This window comes from Streptomyces sp. NPDC003284 (genome assembly GCF_053589675.1).
In genome coordinates, this window is sequence record NZ_JBSFSI010000014.1 from 21308 (window position 1) to 41810 (window position 20503).

The following is a 20503-nucleotide window of genomic DNA, read 5'->3' on the forward strand; positions in this document are numbered from 1 at the left end:
TCTCGGTCACGTTCCTTCTCGGTGTTCCTCTCCCGTACTACGACCGCCGGGCCGCTCCGGAGTCATCGCCGTACGGCGGTCCGTCGTACGACAGACCCGCGCGGCCCGACGGACGCGTACAGCCGGTCGTGTCACACCCAGACCGTGGCGAGCCGGACGGTCAGCGCCGCGGTGAGCAGCAGGGTGATGTTGAGGCCGATCGCGCGGTCCCCGCGGCGCAGGTGGACCCCGGTCGCGCCGGTCTGGAGGACGACGAACCCGAGGGCGGCGGCCAGGGCGAGCCCGGGGGCGATGCCGGTGAGCGGCGGCAGGACCAGTCCGAGCGCGCCGAGCACCTCGACCGCGCCGAGGGCCCTGACGGCGGGCATCGGCATGGTGTCGACCCAGGCCATCATCGGCTGGAGCTGTGCACGGCTGCGGACCGTCTTCAGCGCGCCCGAGTAGAGGGAGAACAGGGCGAGCAGACCGGCGACGACTCCGTAGGCGAGGGTCATGAGGGGCGCTCCCCGGGACGCGGGGCGAGGTCGGTGGCGGGCTCCGTGGCGTAGCGGCGCATCGTGCGGACGGTCTCCCCCGGGTCGGGCGTCCCGCCCCCGGCGTACAGGTCCCGCAGGTCCCGGAAGTACTGCACGTACAGGTCCGGTGTGAAGGTGCTGACCATGACGGCCGGTTCGCCGGTGATGTTGGCGAAGGTGTGCGGGGCGCCGGGCGGGACCATCACGAGGGTGCCCGCGGTGGCGTCGTGGACCTCGTGGCCGACGGTGAAGCGCACCGTGCCGGAGACGATGTAGAAGCCCTCGTCGTGCTGGGCGTGGCGGTGCTGCGGCGGGCCGGGGGTGTGCGGGGCGAGGACGGATTCGGCGAGGCCGAGGCGGTGCCCGGTGGTGCTGCCGTCCTCCAGGACGCGCATGCGCGTGGTGCCCAGCCGGATCGTCTCACCCTCGTCCGGGCCGACCACCGACACGGCCGGGGCGGTGTCCGGCCGCTGGTGCTCCGGGAGGCCGGCGGACGCGCCGGAGTGCGGTTCATGTGTCATGTTCCGATTCCACGGCCGGGCCGCCCGCGCTGTCCAAGACCTGTTCCGCGGCCTCGATACCGTACGGGTATCGTCGCAGCATGGAGCTGCGGACCCTGCGGTATTTCGTGGCGGTGGCCGAGGAGCTGCACTTCGGCCGGGCCGCCGCGCGGCTGCACATGAGCCAGCCCCCGCTGAGCCGGGCCGTCAAGCGGCTGGAGGCGGACCTGGGCGCCGCGCTGTTCGACCGCTCGCCCACCGGTGTGGCGCTCACCGGGGCGGGCGCGGTGCTGCTCGACGAGGCGCGCGCCCTGCTCGACCAGGCCGACCGGGTGCGGGTGCGGGTGGCCGCGGCGGCCGGGACCGCCGTTCTCACCGTCGGCATCCTCGGCGACAGTTCCGATCCGGGCGCCAACCGGCTGGCCGGTGCCTACCGGCGGCGGCACCCGCAGGTGGAGGTCCGGGTCCGCGACACCGATCTGACCGACCCGGCCTGCGGGCTGACGGCGGGTCTGGTCGATGTCGCCCTGACCCGGGGCCCGTTCGACGGGACCGGCCTGACCGTGCGCGAGCTGCGCGCCGATCCGGTGGGCGCGCTGCTGCGCGCCGACGATCCGCTGGCCCGCCGGGGCGGCCTGCGGCTCGCGGAGCTGGCCGACCGCCGCTGGTTCCTGTTCCCGGAGGGCACCGACCCCGCCTGGCAGACGTACTGGAGCGGTGGTGAGCCGCGCCTCGGCCCGGTGGTGCGCACCGTCCAGGAGTGCCAGCAGGCCGTCCTGTGGAACGGCACGGTCGGCGTGACGCTCCTGGACCATGTGCCGCCCGCGGGACTGACCGTGGTGCCGCTGGTGGACATGCCGCCCAGCCCGGTGGTGGTGGCGTGGCACGAGGACGACACCGATCCGCTGGTCCGCTCGTTCGTGCGGATCGCGGTCGCCGCCTACCGCGACTGAACCCCCGCCACCGGTCGCCGGTCGCGGCGGCCGTGGACTGACGCGTCGTCAACTTGCTTACCGCACAAGCCTCCACCTCCGGGCAACCGGTCCCCCTGTGTCACCGTCTCCTCAACCACGGGTGCACAGAGGAGGGTTCGAGCGGGTGACCGATGACACGGAAGTCCTCAGGCCGCTGCACGAGACGCTGCGGGAGCACGCGCGGCGCCTCGGGGAGAAGACCGCGTTCCAGGACCGGCGTACGCGGCTGACCTACCGCGCGCTGGAGCGGCGCACCCGGCGGCTGGCCGGTCGGCTGGCGGGGCTCGGCCTGGCGCGGGACGAGCGGGTGGCGATCCTGCTCGGCAACCGGGTGGAGGCCGTCGAGAGCCTGCTCGCCGTCACCCGTGCGAGTGGTGTGGGCGTACCGCTGGATCCCGGGAGCACCGGGGCGGAGGCGGCCCGGCTGCTGGACGACTGCGCGGCACGCGTGCTGGTCACCGACGACGGCCGTCTGGCGCGCCACCCCGCGCTGCTCTCCCGCCCCGGGCTCACGGTGGTCGCGGTGTCCGGCGACGGGACGGACCCCGCGCGCGAGGCGGACCATGAGCGCGGGCCGGACCCCGAGTGCGAGGCGGGGAGCGGCCCCGGGGAAGCGGCGGCGACGGCCGGTGTCCCGCGCGTGCTGCGGTACGAGGAACTGGCCGGTGCAGAGCCGGATGTGCCCGCCCGGGACGACCTCGGTCTCGACGAGGTGGCCTGGCTGCTCTACACGTCCGGGTCCTCCGGTGCGCCCAAGGGGGTCCTGTCCACCCAGCGCAACCGTCTGTCGTGCGTCGCCGCGGGCCTGGTCGGCGTCCTGGGTCTGGGCGAACAGGACCGGCTGCTGTGGCCGCTGCCCCTGCACCATGCCATGAGCCAGGTGGTCTGCGTCCTCGGAGTGACCGCGAGCGGGGCGAGCGCGATGCTGCCGGACCGGTTCTCGGTGGCGGAGACGCTCGGCGAACTGCGCCGCGAGGACGCCCCGTACACGCTGCTCGGCGGGGTGCCGACGACCTACTCGGCGCTGCTCGACGCGGTCCGGCGCGAGGCGGGCGGCAGAGCCGAAGTCGGGAACGAAGAGGGGGACGGGGACGGGGACGGGGACGAAGAGGGGGATGGGAACGGGAGCGGGCGCGGGCTGGGCACACCGGCGCTGCGGGGCTGTGTCAGCGGCGGTGCCCCGGCGGGCGCCGCGTTCCGCAGGGCGTTCGAGGCGGTCTGCGGGGTGCCGTTCCTGGAGCACTACGGCAGTACCGAGGCGGGGCCCGTCACCATGGCGGCGCCGGGCGAGGCGACCGCCGCCGGTTCGTGCGGCCGGGTGCTGCCCGGCACTCGGGTCCGGGTCGGCGGCGGCCCCGACGGTCGGGACACCGGCGAGGGCGAGCTGTGGGTGAGCGGGCCCGGCGTCATGCCCGGCTACCACGACCGCCCCGAGGCCACCGCCGAGGTGCTGCGCGACGGCTGGTTCCGCACGGGCGACCTGGCCCGGATCGACCGCCGCGGCGACATCGTGATCACCGGGCGGGCGGGCGACCTGATCGTCCGGGGCGGGGTGAACGTGCATCCGGCCGAGGTGGAGGCCGTGCTGCGGCGGCTGCCCGAGGTGGCGGACGCCGCGGTGTACGGGCGTCCCCACCCCCTCTTCGGTGAGGTGCCGGTGGCCCAGCTGGTCGCCACGCCGGGCGGTGCCCGGCTGGACCGGGGCCGGATCCTCGCCGCCTGCCGCGCGGAGCTGTCCGCCGCCAAGGTGCCCGCCGACCTGTACGAGGTCGGCCACATCCCCCGTACCGCCTCCGGGAAGATCCTGCGGTCCGCCCTCGCCGACCGCCCGGCACGGCCGCTGGAGGCGGACGACATGACCGGCGCGCCGGTGGTGGCGGCCGGGGGGCCGGATCCGGTACGAGGACCGGCGGGTACGGCCGGAGGAACAGGCGCGGCAGGAGAGCCCGGCGAGGGCGAAGGATCGACTCCGGCCGGAGGAAGGCCCCCGGTCGGAGGAACGCCCCCGGCCGGAGGGACGGCCCCGGATCTGCTGGGCCTCGTGCGGCGGGAGGCGGCGGCTGTGCTCGGCTGTGCGCCGGGGGCGGTGGATCCGGGCACGGCGCTGCGGGATCTGGGCATGGACTCGCTGGCGGCGACGGCGCTGCGCGAGCGGCTGGCGGCGGCGACCGGCCTGCCGCTCGGCGAGGCCGTCGCCTTCGACTTCCCCACGGCCGCCGCGCTCGCCGCCCATCTCCGGTCGCGGACCGCCGCCGCGCCCGTCGCGCTCCTGCCCGCGCGCCGGACCGCGGTCCCGCCGGACGAGGACCCGGTGGTGATCGTGGGGATGGCCTGCCGCTACCCGGGGGGCGTGACCTCCCCCGAGGAGCTGTGGCGGCTGGTCGCCGAGGGGCGGGACGCCATCGGCCCGTTCCCCGCCGACCGCGGCTGGGACACCGAGGCGCTGTACGACCCGGACCCGGGGCGGCCGGGCCGGACGTATGTGCGCGAGGGCGGCTTCCTGTCCGGCGTGGACCTCTTCGACCCGGGTTTCTTCGGCATCTCCCCGCGCGAGGCGACGGCCATGGACCCGCAGCACCGGCTGCTGCTCGAAGTGGCCTGGGAGGCCGTCGAGCACGCCGGGCTGCTGCCGCGTGCCCTGCGCGGCTCCGCGACCGGGGTCTACGCCGGTCTGATGTACAGCGACTACGCGGGCCGGCTCGCGCAGACGCCCGAGCAGGTCGAGGGGTATCTGAGCATCGGCAACGCGGGGAGCGTCGCCTCCGGCCGGATCGCCTACACCCTGGGGCTCGAAGGCCCGGCGGTCACCGTGGACACGGCGTGCTCGTCGTCCCTGGTGGCCCTGCACCTGGCGGCGCAGTCGCTGCGCCGGGGCGAATGCGGGTACGCGCTGGCCGGCGGGGCGACGGTGATGTCGGGACCCTCGTCGTTCGTGGAGTTCAGCCGCCAGCGGGCGCTGGCACCGGACGGCCGCTGCAAGGCGTTCGGCGCGTCCGCCGACGGCACGGGGTGGGCCGAGGGCGCCGGGATGCTGCTGCTGTGCCGCCGCTCGCAGGCGCGGCGCGCGGACCTCTCCGTCCTGGCCGTGGTGCGCGGCACGGCGGTGAACCAGGACGGGGCCAGCAACGGCCTGACGGCACCGCACGGCCCGGCGCAGCAGCGGGTGATCCGGCAGGCCCTCGCGGACGCGGGCCTGGCGCCCGGAGACATCGACGCGGTGGAGGCGCACGGTACGGGCACCCGGCTGGGCGACGTCATCGAGGCGGAGGCGTTCCTGGAGGTGTACGGGCGGCAGCCGCGCGAACGCCCCCTGCGGCTGGGCTCGGTGAAGTCGAACATCGGGCACACGCAGGCCGCCGCCGGGGTGGCCGGTGTCATCAAGACGGTGCAGGCGATGGCGCACGGTGTGCTGCCGCGCACGCTGCACGCCGACGAACCCTCCCCTCGGATCGACTGGTCGTCGGGCCGGGTGGCGCTGCTGACCCGGCCGGTGGAGTGGCCGGTGACGGACCGCCCGCGCCGGGCCGGGGTGTCCTCCTTCGGGATCAGCGGCACCAACGCCCATGTGGTGCTGGAGGAGCCCCCGGCGGATCACGATGCCTCCCCGCCGCCGCCGATGACGACGGCGGACGCGGCGGCGGCGCTGCCGCCCACCTCGGCGCCCCCGGAACCGGTTCCCGTGCCGTTCCCGGTGTCGGCGCGGACCGAGACCGGCCTGCGGGCCCAGGCCCGGCGGCTGTACGAGTACGTCGGCGCCCGCCCCGACGCCGCACCGGTGGACCTCGGCCACTCGCTCGCCACCACCCGCACGGCCTTCGAGCACCGGGCCGTGGCGGTGGCCCGCGACCGTGCCGGACTGCTCGACTCGCTGCGGCTGCTGGCGGACGGCGAGACCAGGTCAGGGGTGCGCGGGGGAAGTTCCCGCAGCCGTGGCCCACTGGCTTTCCTCTTCACCGGACAGGGCAGCCAACGCCTGGGCATGGGGCGCGAGTTGTATGCGACGCGGGTACAGTTCCCCGCCTTCGCCCGGTCGTTCGAGGCGTGTTGCGCGCTGCTCGATCCGCTGCTGCCCGTGCCCCTGCGGGACGTCGTGTTCGCCGACGGCGGCACGGAGAAGGCGGCGCTGCTGGAGACGACGCGGTTCGCGCAGCCCGCGCTTTTCGCCGTCGAGACGGCCCTGTTCGGGCAGTTCGAGGCATGGGGGGTGCGCCCGGACCTGGTGGCCGGGCACTCGGTGGGCGAGGTGGCCGCCGCCCATGCCGCCGGGGTGCTGTCCCTGGCGGACGCCTGCACACTGGTGGCGGCCCGAGGGCGGCTGATGGACGCGCTGCCGCCGGGCGGCGGCATGGCCTCCGTCGCCGCCGGTGCCGACGAGGTGGCCGCCGCGCTCGCGGGGACGGGTGGCGCGGTGGAGATCGCCGCGGTCAACGGGCCCGCCTCGGTGGTCGTCTCCGGGGACCTGGACGCGGTGCGGGAGACGGCCGCGTCCTTCCGGGAACGCGGCCGGTCGGTGACACATCTGCGGGTGAGCCATGCCTTCCACTCCGCGCGCATGGATCCCATGCTGTCCGGCTTCTCGGAGGCGGTGCGCGACCTCGCCTTCGCCGCGCCGCGCCTGCCGCTGGTCATGGCCGTGCGGCCGGACCGGGCGGCCACCGACGCGGAGCTGGGCACGGCGGAGTTCTGGGTGGACCACGTCCGCCGCCCGGTCCGCTTCGCCGACTCCGTGGCGCTGCTGCGGGACCGGGGCGCGGCGCACTACGTCGAACTGGGCCCGGACGCCGTGCTCACCGGCCTGGTCCGCCGCTGCCTGGCCGCGCCCGGACCGGTCCCCTCGGCCCCGGAGCAGAGGGGCGGCGCAGACGGCACAGGCAACGCAGGCAGCACAGGCAGCACAGGCAGTGGGGTCGGTGCCGGAACGGAGGCGGGTGCCGGGCGGGCCGCGCCGCCGCTGCTGCTGTCCGCGCTGCGCGGGGCGCGGCCGGAGGCGGAGTCCGTCCTCGACACCCTGGCCGCGCTGCACACCCACGGGGTGCCGGTCGACTGGCGTGCCGTGTTCGCCGGTCGCGGCGGACGGCGCGTCCCCCTGCCCACGTACGCCTTCCAGCGCCGCCGCCACTGGCTCGACGCGGCCCCGCCGCACCGTTCCACGGCATCCGCGGCCACGCCGTCCGCCACCGCCGCGCTCCCGGGCGCCGGTCCGGTCCATCCGTTCCTGCGCACCCGCGTCACGACGGCCGACGACGGCGGGCTGCTGCTGGGCGGGCTGCTGTCGGTGCGCGACCACCCCTGGCTGGCCGATCACGTGGTGGCCGGGTCGGTCCTGCTGCCCGCGACCGCCTTCGTGGAGATGGCCCTGCACGCCGGTGCCGCGACCGGAACGCCCGTCCTCGGCGAACTCACCCTGACCGCGCCCCTGCCGTTGCCGTCCGACGGCGCGGTCGAGGTCCAGGTCAAGGTGTCGGGACCGGACGAGCCGGGACGGCGCACCGTGCTGTTCCACGCCCGGCCGCACACTCCGGCGGGCGACCGGCCGTGGCAGCGGCATGCCTCGGGCACGCTGGAGCCACCGGGGCGCACCTCCGCGGATCCGCGTGCGGACGACGGGGAGGGCGCGGGATCCGCCAGGTCCGGGAAGGGGACGTCCTGGCCGCCGTCCGGCGCGCTCCCGCTGCCGTCGCCGTCGTCCGCCGGGGGCGCGGAGCAGGATCCGTACGAACGCCTTGCCGGGGACGGGCTGCGCTACGGGCCCGCTTTCCGTGGCCTGCGGGCCGGCTGGCGGCGCGGGCAGGAGCTGTACGCCGATGTCGTCCTGCCCACGGCCGCAGTCGCCCAGGGTCCGGCGGCCGGTCCCGGGCAGGGCCTTTGCCAGAACTTCGCCCTGCATCCCGCCCTGTTCGACGCCGCGCTGCACATCCTGGCGCTCCACAGCACCACCACGGACTCCGGGGACTCCGGGGGCTCCGCGGACTCCGGAAACCGGCCCGGTGGTGACACGTCCCGTCCGGCCCTGCCCTTCGCCTTCGATGGGGTCCGCCCGCACCGGCCGACGGCCGGTGTGCGGCGGCTGCGGGTGCGGATCGCTCCCGGCCGGGCGGGTCGGTGGCGGGTGGACCTGGCCGACGAGACGGGTGTGCCGGTGGTGTCCGTCGACGCACTGACGTTGCGTCACCTTCCCTCGCTTCCCTCGCTTCCCCCGCAGTCGGCGGCTCCGCTCGGCGGAGGACTGCACCGGGTGGACTGGGTACCGGCGGACGGGGCGCCGCCGCCGGAGGCGGTGCCGCGCTGGGGGGTGCTGGGCGAGACCGGCACCCCGCTGGTGGACGCCCTGGCTCCCCCGGGATCCGGTGTTCCCGTGCATGCGGCCCTCGCCGCGCTCGGCTCCCTCGGCTCCCCGCCGCCTGTGGTCGTCGCGCCGTGCCCGGCGCCGCCGGACCCGGCCGTGGGAGCACAGGACGACGCGGGGCGGACGCGGTGGGCGGCCACCTGGGCGCTCCGGCTGGTCCGGGAGTGGCTCGCCGTACCGCGCCTGGCGGCGTCCCGCCTGGTCCTGGTGACCCGCGACGCCGTCCTCCCGGCCGACGCGGATCCCGCTCCGGCGGACGGCACCGGGTCCGTACCGGCAGCGGCGGAGCCGTCCCTGCCGACCCACGCGCCGGTGTGGGGCCTGGTCCGCTCGGCGCTGCGGGAGAACCCGGGCAGCTTCGCGCTCGTCGACGTCGACGGGGATCCCGCGTCGTGGCGGCTGCTGCCCGCCCTGGCGGCCTCCCCTGCCCCGGAGACGGCCGTACGGCGGGGCGTGGCACACGTCCCGGAGCTGGTCCGGGTGCCCTTGGCCCCGGCCGGGACGAGGCGGCGGGCCGGGCGGCGACCGGACCCCGGCGGCACCGTGCTGGTCACCGGCGGTACCGGCGCCCTGGGCGCGCTGGTGGCCCGGCATCTGGTCGCCGCCCACGGTGTACGGCATCTGGTGCTGGCCGGCCGACGCGGGCCGCGGACTCCGGGGGTGGACGGACTCGTCGCGCAACTGCGCGCCGCAGGCGCCCGGGTGAGCGTCCGGGCGTGCGACGTCGGGGACCGCACGGCCCTCGCCGCCCTGCTCGACGGCGTACCGGAGGACCGTCCGCTGACCGGGATCGTGCACGCCGCCGGGGTGCTGGACGACGGGATCGTCCCGGCGCTCACCGACGACCGGCTGGCGCGGGTGCTGCGGCCGAAGGCGGACGCGGCCCTCGCCCTGCACGAGCTGACCCGGGGGCGTGACCTGGCGATGTTCGTGCTGTTCTCGTCGGTGGCGGGCACGTTCGGGTCGGCGGGGCAGGCCACCTACGCGGCGGCGAACTGCGTCCTGGACGCGCTGGCGCGGCACCGGCGGCGGCTCGGGCTGCCCGGCACCTCGATCGCCTGGGGCCCCTGGCGGCAGCACGACGGCATGATGGCGCACCTCACCGACGCGGACCTGCGGCGGATGGCCGCCGCCGGGTTCGGCCCGCTCGGCGACGACGAGGGACTGGCCCTGTTCGACGCGGCGGTGGCGGGGGACGATCCGGTGGTGGTGGCGGCCCGCCTCGACCCGGCCGCCCTGCGCGCCGGTCATCCCGTCGCCCCGCACGCCGGTGGTCCGGCGGCCGGGCGTCGCCCGCCGTGGCCGGTGCGCGGTGGGGCGGACCCGGCCGGTGACCCGCTCGCCCGGCGGCCCGGACCGCTGCTCGCGCAGGTGCGGGCGCTGGCGGCCTCGGTGCTGGGCCACCCGGAGGGGGCGGACGCCGTCCACCCGGACGACCTGCTCGCGGACCAGGGCCTCGACTCGCTGGCCGCCGTCGAACTGCGCAACCGGCTCACGGCCGCCACGGGACTGACCCTGCCCGCCACCCTGCTGTTCGACTTCCCGACCCCGCGCGCGGTAGCCGCCGAACTGGCGCAGCGGTACGCCCGGGAGGCGGCCGCCCCGGAGAGGGGCGCCCCCGCCGCAGCCCCGGCCCCGGCCCCGGCCCCGGCCTCTGCCCCTATCCCCGCTCCGGCTCCGGCTCCGGGACGCGGCGGCTCCCCCGACGCGCACGGCGGATCCGACGCGCACGAGGAGTCCCCGGCACACGACAGGCCCGCGCCGGACTCCCTGGGCGGGCTCTTCCGTACGGCCTGCGACCAGGGGCGGACCTGGGACGGCATGGTGCTGCTGACCGTCGCGGCCCGCTTCCGGCCGGTCTTCGACCGTGCCGGGGCCACCGGGGAGGCGCACGGCCCGGTGCCGCTCGCACCGGACACGGCCGGGCCCCGGGTGGTCTGCTTCCCCGCCCTCAGCGCGCTCTCCGGACCGCAGGAGTACGCCCGTCTCGGCGCCGGACTGCGGGGCCTGCGCCCGGTGTCGGCGCTGCGGCACCCCGGGTTCGGCGCCGGGGAGGCGCTGCCCGCCACCCTGGACGCCCTCCTGACCGCCCAGGCGGCGGCGGTCCGGGCGGTCGCGGACGGCGGTCCGGTGGTGCTGCTGGGCCGCTCGGCGGGCGGCTGGGTGGCGCAGGCGGTGGCGGAGCGGCTGGCCGCCGCGGGGGCCGCGCCGCAGGCCGTGGTCCTGCTGGACACCCACCCGAGCCCGGACGCGGACCGGGACCGGGCGCTGCCCGCGATGACGGTGGACATGCTGCACCGGGCGGCGCGGTTCGCCTCCGCCGAGCCGGACCGGCTGACGGCCATGGCCCGGTACGCGGAGCTGTTCGCCGGCTGGGTGCCCCGGCGGCTCGCCGCGCCCACCCTGTTCGTCCGCGCGCGGGACCCGCTGCCCGGTACCGATTCCGCTCCGCCCTGGCGGCTGCCGCACACCGAGGTCACCGTGCCCGGCGACCACTTCACGCTGCTGGAGGAGCATGCCCGGACGACCGCGCTCGCCGTCCACGACTGGCTGGCGGCCGGTGCGATCTGACGGCGACGACAACGGCGGCGACGACGACAACGACGACGTGGCGAGAGCGAGGGGCGTCCGGGTGTCTCGGGGCGTGCGCCCCCGCCCCGGTCAGGTCCAGGCCAGCCGTTCGGCCCGGTGCGGATCGTCGGTCTGTGTCCATTCGGCGCCGATGCGCATCGTGGTCCGGCGCCCGGTGCCGTACGGGTCCCAGCCGGGGTCGCCGGTGCGGGCGAAGCGGATCCAGGCGCCGTGCATCCGTGCCGCGAGCCCTGCCGGGGGTTCGGCGGGGCCGAGCAGGCCGTCGGCGCCGCGCAGCGCGGGCAGGTGGACGCGGTCGAAGACGAAGGGGAGTTCCACCGCGTGGGCGGCGCCGAGCGCGCCGTCCAGGGCGGTGGAGCGCCAGGCGAACTCGTAGGCGTAGGTGGCCGATCCGGGGTGTGCCGCGTGGGCCTCCGCCAGGGCGCGGCTGCCCGCGCCGAACAGGGCGTCGCCGAGGACGGCGGACCGCAGGGCGCCGGGTGACGCCCCGGGGCGCGCGGTCCGGTACGCCGCGACCAGCCGGTCCGGGTCGGGGTGGGCGCGGGCCGCCGTGTCGTGCACGTCCGCGTCGGTGGAGCGGGCGTACGCGTCGACGGGGACCAGATAGAGGTTTCCCTCCTCGGAGTTGGTCCCGATGAGCAGGTCGACGCCGGAGCCGAGCCCGGCGGCCACGGACCGGGCGGGCTGGGTGCCGAGGACCGGGCCGAAGGGGCTGAGGCCCATGAGCGGGTCGTGGTCGGTGGCGGTGCGCAGGTCGATGCCCGCGAGCCCGGCGGCGGCCTCGACCAGGTGTTCGTCGGGCAGGTCGGCGAAGCCGTCCGCGTGCGGTGCGACGCCGAGGATCCCGGCGGCGGCCGCGGTGACCCGGGCGGCCTGCTCGGGCGTGAACGCGCCCAGGCCGTTGCCGCTCTGGACGATCGCCCGGCGGAGCAGGCCGGTGGCCTCGGGGGCGGCGAGGACACCGCCGACGAGGGTCGCCCCGGCCGACTGCCCGAACAGGGTCACGTTGCCGGGGTCGCCGCCGAACGCGGCGATGTTCGCGCGGACCCAGCGCAGGGCGGCGATCACGTCGAGCAGGCCGCGGTTGGCGGGTGCCCCGGGCAGGTCGAGGAACCCGGCGATGCCGAGCCGGTGGTTGACGGTGACGAGGACGACGCCGTCCCGGGCGAAGGCGGTGCCGTCGTACAGCGGCGAGCGGGTCGATCCGGCGACGAATCCGCCGCCGTGGACGAACACCATGACGGGCAGGCCGTGTTCGGCGGCCTTGAGGGTGCCGGGGGTACCGGGAGTGCCAGGGGTATCGGGGGTATCGGCAGCGCCAGGGGAACCGGGAGCGCCGGGAACACCGGGGGCGGCGGGTGTGCGGACGTCGACGGTGAGGTAGTCCTCGCCGCGGACCCAACCGGGCGCGAAGTAGGGGGACATGTCGACTCCGCCGAGGCTTCGGGCGGACTGGGGCGCGGTGGGTCCCGGCGCGGTGGCGTCGCGCACTCCGGACCAGGGCGGGTGCGGCCGCGGGGCGGTGAACCGGCCGCCGCCGCGGGGCGGGGCGGCGTAGGGGATGCCGTGGAAGGCGAGGGTGCCGTCGTCCTGGCGCAGGCCGCGGACGGCTCCCCGTCCGGTGGTCACGACGGGGTCGGGGCGGTGGTGCACGGGTGTGCCTTTCACGGGGCTCAGTCGTGGTCGGTGTACGGGGTGAGCGGCGCCCAGCCCTTGACGGCGAACTTGCTTCCGTCCCGCACGACTTCGACGGCGCCGTGGCCGCCGAAGTGCGCGGGGACGACGAGGGCGTTGTGGTCGGCGGCCCAGCCGAGGATCCTGCGGCGGGTGGCGCGGGCGCCCGCGGGGTCCTCGCAGAAGCAGCTGTTGGCGTCCGGTTCGAGGATCTGCGCCGGGCTGTGCAGCAGATCGCCGACGAACACCGCGCGGTCGGACCCGGAGGCCAGGGTCAGCACGGAGGAGCCCGGGGTGTGTCCGGGCGCCGCCTCCAGACGCAGCCCGGCGTCGATGCGGTGGCTGTCCTCCCACAGCAGGGTCAGGCCCGCCCGGTGCACGGGGGCCACGCTGTCCTCGAAGACGTTCAGATGTCCGCGGCCGACCCTCGGGGTGTGGCCGTTGTCCGGGTTCCAGAAGTCGAATTCGGTCTTCGGGATGAGATAGGTGGCGTTGGGGAAAGTGGGGACCCAGTGCCGGTCCTCCAGGTAGGTGTTCCAGCCGACGTGGTCGTTGTGGAGATGCGTGTTGATCACGATGTCGACGTCCTCGGGGCGGACCCCGGCCTGTTCGAGCCGGGCCAGGAAGTCGGTGTCCAGGTGGTTCCAGAGCGGCGCGTACGGACGTTCCTTGTGGTTGCCCGCGCCGGTGTCGACGAGGATGTTCCTGCCCTCGCTGCGTATCAGCCAGGTCTGGACGGCGGCGTTCACCACCTGTGTCCCGGGGTCCAGGAAATGCGGGACGAGCCAGGAACGCGCGTTCTCCCAGGTCTCCTTCGGTATGTCCGGGACGATGTCCGCGGGGGCGAATCCGATGGGTCCGTAATATTCCCGGATCCGGGTGACGGTGATGTCGCCGAATGCGATGCTTTCCATTTCTCTTCTCTCGTTCTCACCGGTGTGCGGGCTTTTCCAGAACCGTAGGAGCGGCGCCGGTGCGGCGGGTATCGGTCACGTGACTGCACCCGCCCGAGCACCCCGGGGGCCGCGGGCGGACGCGCCGGTAACCTGGTGCGGGCAAGGGCGAGGCGGCTCCGATCGGCGGGCCACGACTCCGGGAGACCCCGTGGACGAGCACACGGACGGCGGCCGGGCGGCCGTCGGCCCCGAGGCGGCCGGGGACCCGCCTCTCGTCGGCCGGGACGCGGAACTGGCCCGTGTCCTGCGCGCGGCGGACGTGCCGTCGCCCGATCCGGTGCTGCTGCTTCTCGGCGAGCCGGGCACGGGGAAGAGCGCGCTGCTGGAGCGGACGGTGCGCAGGGCCCCGGCGGCGGGCACGCGCGTGCTGCGCGCCGAGGGCAGCGAGCCCGAGAAGGGGCTGCCGTTCGCCGCGCTGCACCAGTTGCTACGGCCCTCGGCGGCGGAGTGGGACGGGCTGGAGCTGGCCGGGGAGCGGCGGGAGGTACTGCGCGCACTGCTCGCGGCCCGGCCGGTCGCGGCGGACGGCGGTGTCATGGCGGCGGGTGTCGCCGTGCTGGAGCTGCTCTCGGCCCTGGGCGGCCGGTGCCCGCTGCTCGTGGTGGTGGACGACGCGCAGTGGTGCGACCGCGCCTCCCTGGAGGTGCTGTCGTTCGTGGCCCGGCGGCTGGCGGGCGAGCCGGTCACGATGCTGTTCGCGGCCCGCCCCGGTGACGGCCTGCCGGTCCTCGGCCCGCGGGCGGCGGCACTCACCCTGGGGCCGCTCGACGCCGCCGCGTCCGACCGGCTGCTGGACCTGCGTCCCGACCGCCCCGTCGGCCGGCTCCGGGCGCGGATCCTCGCGCAGGCCGCGGGAAATCCGCTGGCGCTCACCGAACTGGCGGGGACCGCCACCGCGGACGCGGCCGGAGCGGCGGGCCCGCTGCCGCTCGCCGCCCATCTGGAGCGGATCCACGCGGCCCCGCTCGGCGCGCTGCCCGCCGCCGCCCGCCGGGCCCTGCTGCGCCTCGCCGCGCTGGAACCCGCCGACTCCCCCGCAGCTCCGGCGGCCGTGCTCGCGGACGCCGGGGACGCGGCGTGGGCGGCCGCCGAACAGGCCGGTCTGGTGCGGCGCACCGGTGACGGCCCGCGCTTCGGCCATCCGCTGCTGCGGTCCGCCGTGTACCACGCCGCGCCCTTCGACGCCCGGCGCGAGGCCCATCTGGCGCTCGCCGGTCTGCTGGGCGAGGAACCGGACCGGCGGGCCTGGCACCTGGCCGCCGCGACGGCGCTCCCGGACGCGGCCGTCTCCGCCGAACTGGAGCGGACCGTGGGACCGGCCCGCCGCCGGGGCGGGCACGCGGCGGCGGCCGAGGCGCTGCACCGTGCGGCGGAGCTGGCGCCGGACCGCGCGGACGGCGCGCGGCTGCTGGTGGCCGCCGCCGAGGAGGCCGTGCTCACCGGCGACCTCGCCCGGGTGGAGGACCTGGCCGCCGCGGTACGGGCCCGCACCGACGACCCGTCGCTGCTGGCGGACACCGCCGCGCTGGTGGGCCGGCTGGCGGCACTGACCGTACGGCACAGCGTGGTCTTCGCCCGACTGGCCGACGCCGCCGAGGAGTTGTGCCTCGTACGGCCCGACACCGCGCTGGATCTCCTCGCCGACGCCGTGGTGGTCCGCTTCTACTGCGGGCGCGACGTCCAGCGGCGGCGGATCGAGGACCTGCTGCGGCGCCTGCCGGAGGATCCGTCGCGCGACTGGCTGCGCACCTGGGTGCGGGCCGTGTGCGATCCGTTCACGGACCGGGCGGAACTGCTCGGCGTACTGCCGTGGATGGCGGCCGAGGCGCGGCGGCGGCCCGACCGGCTGGCCGCTCTCGGAGTGATGGCCTGGCTGCTGGACGAGACGCCGCTGGCCGTCCGCGCCTTCGACGAGGCCTTCGACCGCTGGGGTTCGCGCGGGCCGCTGCCGGACGGTCTGGGCGGCGCGGCCGCCTGGAGCTATGTGGACCAGGGCCGCTGGGAGCGCGCCCGGCAGGCCTGTGCGCGCAGCGCCGCCCTCGCGGCGGCGACGGGCCTCGACCACGCCGTGTCCTGCGCCGCGGCCGTGGACGCCATGGTGCTGGCCCACCAGGGCGACACGGCGGCGGCCCGCGCCCGCGCCGCGGAGGCGCTCGCGCTGGTCGACCCGCTGGAGAGCCGTTCGGTGACGGTCTACGCCCGGCGCGCGCTCGGTGCCGCCGACCTCGCGGAGGGCAACTTCGAAGCGGCGTACGACCGGCTCCGTACGGTCTTCACCGCCGAGGGCGCGCCCGTCCATTACCACGCCTCCGGTCCGGCGCTCGCGGAGCTGGCCGCCGCGGCGGCGCACAGCGGGCGGCGGGCCGAGGCCGCGGTGGTCGTGGAGCGCTGCGCCCGCGGCCTCGGGGACGGCGCCTCGCCCCGGCTGCGGGCGCTGGTCAGCCGGGCGCGGGGGCTGCTGGCCGGTGCGGAGGACACGGCCGAGGCGCACTTCCGGGCGGCCCTCGCCGACCCGGTGCTGGAGCACTGGCCCTTCGAACTGGCGCGGACCCGGCTGGACTTCGCCGAGTGGCTGCGGCGCCGGCGGCGTATCGCGGAGGCGCGGGCGCCGCTCGGCGAGGCCCTGGAGACCTTCCGGCGTCTCGGGGCGCGCCCGTGGGCCGAGCGGGCGCGGGCCGAGGCGCGGGCCGCGGGTCTCGGGGTCATGGACCGGGAGCCGGACGCGCTCGCCCGGCTGTCGCCACAGCAGCAGGAGATCGTGCGGCTGGCGGCGCGCGGGCTGACCAACCGCGAGATCGGCGAGAAGCTGTTCCTCTCCCCGCGCACGGTCGGCTCGCACCTCTACCGGAGCTTCCCCAAGCTGGGGATCACCGCCCGCTCCCAGTTGCGCGACCTCGTCGAGAAGACCGCCACGGCACCGGTCCGCCGGCCCTGACGGACGGCCCGGCCCCCCTGTCCGCGCCGGGCGAACCTGCTGTGTCCGGAGGGGAGTTGCCGCGAGAGGGGGGTGTACCCCACCCCCGGCTCTCCGGCTGGCTCCAGGGTCTGCGCGACCGGAACAGGGAAGAGTGATCCGCATGAGAACATCACTCCACTCGGCCGACGCGTGGAAGCCGGGCGGCGCGGCCCGGCCGACGGGACGACTGCGGCCGCCGAGGCGGCGCGGGGCGGCCCTGGCCGCGGGCGTCGCCGCGCTGGCCGCGTTCGCCACCACGGCACTGACGGCGCCCGCCGCGTCCGCGGCGTCCACCACGGCCGTGGCCACGGCCGCCGCGCGCACCGGCGCCGGGCCCGCGGTGCCCGCCCTGCACTGGACCTCCTGCCCGTACCCCGACGCCCCCGCCGAGCTGCAATGCGCCTCCATCGAGGTGCCGGTGGACCACGCGCACCCGGACGGGCCGAAGGCGACGGTCACGGTGGACCGGCTGCGGGCGACCGGCGCGCATCCCGTGGGCAGCCTGTTCTTCGACCCGGGCGGTCCGGGCGGGTCGGGCACGGAATTCCTGTACGGCGAGGCCATGGGCACGCGGCTGTTCTCCGCCGCCACCCGGGAGCACTTCGACGTGATCGGTGTGGATCCGCGCGGTGTCGGTCTGAGCAGTCCGGTGCGGTGCGATCCGGCGCTGCTCGACCGGCGGGTGTCGCTGTTCCCCGAGGACGAGGCCGCGTTCCGGCGCCTGGTGGACCGGAACCGGGAGCTGGGCGAGAGCTGTCGCCGGCTGACCGGCCCGCTGCTGGACCATGTGGACACCGTCAGCGCGGCGCGCGACCTCGAACTGCTGCGCAGGGCCCTGGGGCAGGGCAAGCTCAACTACCTCGGCCTGTCCTACGGTTCGCAGCTCGGCGCGACCTACGCCGAGCTGTTCCCGGACCGCATCCGGACCATGGCGCTGGACGGCGCCCTCGACCACTCGCTGTCCACACCGGCGCTGATGCGCGGCGAGACCCACGCCTACGAGGACTCTCTCGACCGGTTCGCCGACTGGTGCGCGCGGGACACCTCGTGCTCGCTGCACGGCACCGACGTGGGGTCTCTCGTGGACGCGCTGGTGGCGCAGGCCGACCGCACCCCGATCCCGGCCCCGCAGTGCGCCGAGGACGGCGACTGCCGGACCTCGGTGACCGGTGAGGACATCCTCCTCAACGTGCAGAACCTGCTGCTGTTCCCGGCCCGCCGGGCGGATCTGGCCCTCGCGCTGGGCCGGGCGCGCGACGGTGACGCCTCCGCGTTCTCCCCGGCCCTGGCCGCCGGTCCGAGCGACCCCATCGCCAACGGCAGTGCCCTCGCGATCGAGTGCCAGGACTGGCCGACGCCGGTGCGGACCCTGGACGACCTGCGGCGGCTGCGGCGGGACGGGCAGGCGGCGGCGCCCCGGCTGGGCGGCGCGTCGCAGTCGTGGACCATTCTGGCGGGCTGCGCCGGCTGGCCCGCGCCGGTGACGAATCCGCCCCGGCCGCTGCATGTGCGCGATGCCCCGCCGATCCTGATCACCAACGCGACCCACGACCCGTCGACGGCGTACCCGTGGGCCGTGCGGCTGGAGCGCGCGCTGCCCTCCGGTGTGCTGGCGACCCGCGACGGCGACGGCCACACCAGCTATCTGGCCCACGGCACCAGCCGTACGCGGGATGCCATCGACGACTACCTGCTCACCGGCCGGACCCCGCCACGGGGCACGGTCTACACCGACTGACGCGACTGACCCGACTGACCCGGCCGACCCGGCGCACGCGCGGACCTTGTGGCCCTCACGACCTCACGACCCTCACGGCCCTCACGGCTCTCAAGGGCAGGCCCCGGACCTCACCTCACCGGTGGGTTCCGGGGCCTTGCCGCGGACCGCCGGGTCAGTGCGTCCGGTGGTGGTGGGCGCGGGCCTCGGCGGTGGACTTCAGGTCGAGCAGCCACTGTTCGAGGCCCTGGCGGAGGATCGCGGTCGCGGTGGGCACGTCGGCGTCCACCTGGGGGCCGGTGTGGGTCTCCTCGGTGCGTACCAGGACGCCTCCCCTGACCTCGGTGAAGTTCCACACGTGGACGCCGTCGATGTGCAGGCCCTCGCCGTCGGCGGGTCCGGTCCAGCGGATGCAGTCGCCGGACCGGATCTGACGGACGGTCGAGGTGATGTCCAGGCGGGTGGCGGGCGTCGAGGGGTTGGGCGGTACCGGGGTGGTCCACCGGAAGGCCGAGCCGGGCCGCAGCGGGCCGTGGTCGAGGCGCTGCGCGGTCGTGACGGCGGCCTGCCAGGCGGGCCAGCGCTCGATGTCGGTCTGGACCTTCCAGACGGTGTGCAGGGGCGCGTGGATCACGGTCTCCGTCCGGTGGCGGACCCGCGCGCCGGGGTCGACGCCCGCCCCGCGGCAGGTGAGGGAGGCGGCGGGGCGGCCGGGGTGCGCCGTGGCGGCACCGGCGGGTACGGCGGCGGTGCCGAGGACACCGACGACGAGCGGGACGGCGAGCAGGGCGGAGCGGAGCGTGCGGGACATGGCGTTCTCCTGTGTCGAAGGGTGGCTGGAGGCAGAAGGGTGGCCGGAGGCAGCAGACGCGGCAGAGGCGACGGACGCGGCGGGACGGGGCCGGGCGCAGCCAGCAACGACTAGAGCCCCGTCCGTTCGTTAGAAGTTATAACGTGCGGCGGATCGGCCGGTCAACAGCCTTCGTGATACCTTCTAACGAATCCTTGAGCACATAGCCGAGGCGACGGGGAAGGAGGCACCATGGCGGAGACGGCGGCGGAGGCCAGGAACCCGCGGGAGCGCTATCGCGCACAGGTCCGGGCGGAGATCAAGGAGCACGCCTGGGAGCAGATCGCCACCGCGGGGGTGCCCGCGCTCTCCCTCAACGCGATCGCGCGGCAGATGGGCATGAGCGGACCCGCGCTGTACCGCTACTTCGCCAACCGCGACGATCTGATCACCGAGCTGATCCGGGACGCGTACCGCAGTCTCGACGAGACACTCGCCGCCGCCGCGTCCGGCGGCGCGGACCTGGCCGGACTGGCGCACGCACTGCGCGAGTGGGCCCTGGCGGACCCGCAGCGGTACTTCCTCATCTACGGCACCCCGGTCCCCGGCTACCACGCGCCGCAGGACACCACCGAGACCTCCGCGCGGATCATGGCGACCCTGCTCGACGCCTGCACGGCGGCGCTCGCCCCGGACGCCCCCGCGACTGCGTTCGGCGCCCATCTGGCGGACCACCGGGACTGGGCCCGCGACCATCCCGCCCCGCCCGAGGCCCTGCACCGCGCCCTGTCCTTCTGGACCCGGCTGCACGGCCTGCTGTCCCTGGAACTCGCCGGTCACTTCACCGGCATGGCCTTCGACCCGGCCCTGTTCTTCGCGGCGGAACTGGCCGACCTCACGGACCGCGCCTGACACGGCCATGACGTCGGGGCACCGCGCCGGGACCTTCCGCCGGGACCTCTCCCGCCGGGGCCTCCGCCGCCGGAGCGCCCCGCGCCCGTACCATCCGTTCCCGGCGGACCGCTCCCCCGACCGGACCGCGCCCCGACGACCCGGAGGACACCCTCATGAGGATCCATCTCTCCAGCGTCTTCGTCGACGACCAGGAGAAAGCCCTGCGCTTCTACACCGAGGTGCTCGGCTTCGTGAAGAAGCACGACGTCCCGGTGGGACCGGACCGCTGGCTGACCGTGGTCTCGGCGGAGGACCCGGACGGCACCGAGCTGCTGCTCGAACCCTCCGGCCACCCGGCGGTACGGCCGTACAAGTCGGCGCTCGTCCAGGACGGCATCCCGGCGACCTCCTTCGCCGTGGACGACGTGCACAGCGAGTTCGAGCGGCTGCGCGGCCTCGGTGTGCGCTTCGTCCAGGAGCCGCTGGAGACGGGCCCGGTCACCACGGCGGTGCTGGACGACACCTGCGGCAATCTGATCCAGCTCGTCCAGTCGCGGTGAGCCCGCCCGCCGGGTGAGCGCGCGGGACG

At 76.2% G+C, this 20503-nt stretch carries 11 protein-coding genes; 6 read left to right on the forward strand and 5 right to left on the reverse strand.

The window, feature by feature from the left end:
• Positions 1-131 precede the first annotated feature (131 nt).
• Both ACWDYF_RS26160 and ACWDYF_RS26165 read right to left on the reverse strand, forming a co-directional pair.
• On the reverse strand, positions 132-494 hold the full coding sequence (locus ACWDYF_RS26160) for a DoxX family protein (protein WP_389471380.1): 363 nt from the start codon (positions 492-494) through the stop codon (positions 132-134).
• Positions 491-1036 (reverse strand): cupin domain-containing protein, encoded by a 546-nt coding sequence (locus tag ACWDYF_RS26165; protein ID WP_389471383.1) that lies wholly within the window; start codon positions 1034-1036, stop codon positions 491-493. Before ACWDYF_RS26165 ends, ACWDYF_RS26160 begins: the two co-directional genes overlap by 4 nt.
• Before the next feature lie 80 nt (positions 1037-1116).
• Here ACWDYF_RS26165 and ACWDYF_RS26170 point away from each other — a divergent pair, with 80 nt between their 5' ends.
• A complete protein-coding gene (locus ACWDYF_RS26170; protein ID WP_389471388.1) occupies positions 1117-1968 on the forward strand; it encodes a LysR family transcriptional regulator in 852 nt (283 codons plus the stop codon).
• Positions 1969-2113: 145 nt separating this feature from the next.
• A complete protein-coding gene (locus ACWDYF_RS26175) occupies positions 2114-10906 on the forward strand; it encodes a type I polyketide synthase (RefSeq protein ID WP_389471394.1) in 8793 nt (2930 codons plus the stop codon).
• A gap of 90 nt (positions 10907-10996) precedes the next feature.
• Here ACWDYF_RS26175 and ACWDYF_RS26180 read toward each other — a convergent pair whose 3' ends face one another.
• Both ACWDYF_RS26180 and ACWDYF_RS26185 read right to left on the reverse strand, forming a co-directional pair.
• Positions 10997-12580 carry a carboxylesterase/lipase family protein gene (locus ACWDYF_RS26180; protein WP_389471536.1) on the reverse strand — a complete coding sequence of 528 codons (1584 nt, stop codon included), beginning with the start codon at positions 12578-12580 and terminating at the stop codon, positions 10997-10999.
• Between the two features lie 20 nt (positions 12581-12600).
• The gene (locus ACWDYF_RS26185) at positions 12601-13515 is read right to left on the reverse strand and encodes an MBL fold metallo-hydrolase (protein WP_389471397.1); all 915 of its coding nucleotides are present in this window, start codon (positions 13513-13515) and stop codon (positions 12601-12603) included.
• Between the two features lie 190 nt (positions 13516-13705).
• Here ACWDYF_RS26185 and ACWDYF_RS26190 point away from each other — a divergent pair, with 190 nt between their 5' ends.
• Together ACWDYF_RS26190 and ACWDYF_RS26195 are read left to right on the forward strand one after the other, a co-directional pair.
• The gene (locus ACWDYF_RS26190; RefSeq protein ID WP_389471400.1) at positions 13706-16492 is read left to right on the forward strand and encodes a helix-turn-helix transcriptional regulator; all 2787 of its coding nucleotides are present in this window, start codon (positions 13706-13708) and stop codon (positions 16490-16492) included.
• 142 nt (positions 16493-16634) lie between these two features.
• Positions 16635-18251, forward strand: coding sequence for an alpha/beta hydrolase (locus ACWDYF_RS26195; RefSeq protein ID WP_389471403.1), 1617 nt, complete (start codon positions 16635-16637; stop codon positions 18249-18251).
• Positions 18252-18405: 154 nt separating this feature from the next.
• Here ACWDYF_RS26195 and ACWDYF_RS26200 read toward each other — a convergent pair whose 3' ends face one another.
• Positions 18406-19041: an SRPBCC family protein gene (locus ACWDYF_RS26200; protein ID WP_389471406.1), complete on the reverse strand. Its 636-nt coding sequence runs from the start codon at positions 19039-19041 to the stop codon at positions 18406-18408.
• Between the two features lie 231 nt (positions 19042-19272).
• On the opposite strand from ACWDYF_RS26200, the gene ACWDYF_RS26205 reads away from it, so the two are divergent.
• Both ACWDYF_RS26205 and ACWDYF_RS26210 read left to right on the forward strand, forming a co-directional pair.
• Positions 19273-19932: a TetR/AcrR family transcriptional regulator gene (locus ACWDYF_RS26205; RefSeq protein WP_389471409.1), complete on the forward strand. Its 660-nt coding sequence runs from the start codon at positions 19273-19275 to the stop codon at positions 19930-19932.
• Positions 19933-20087: 155 nt separating this feature from the next.
• The gene (locus ACWDYF_RS26210) at positions 20088-20474 is read left to right on the forward strand and encodes a VOC family protein (protein ID WP_389471413.1); all 387 of its coding nucleotides are present in this window, start codon (positions 20088-20090) and stop codon (positions 20472-20474) included.
• Positions 20475-20503 lie beyond the last annotated feature (29 nt).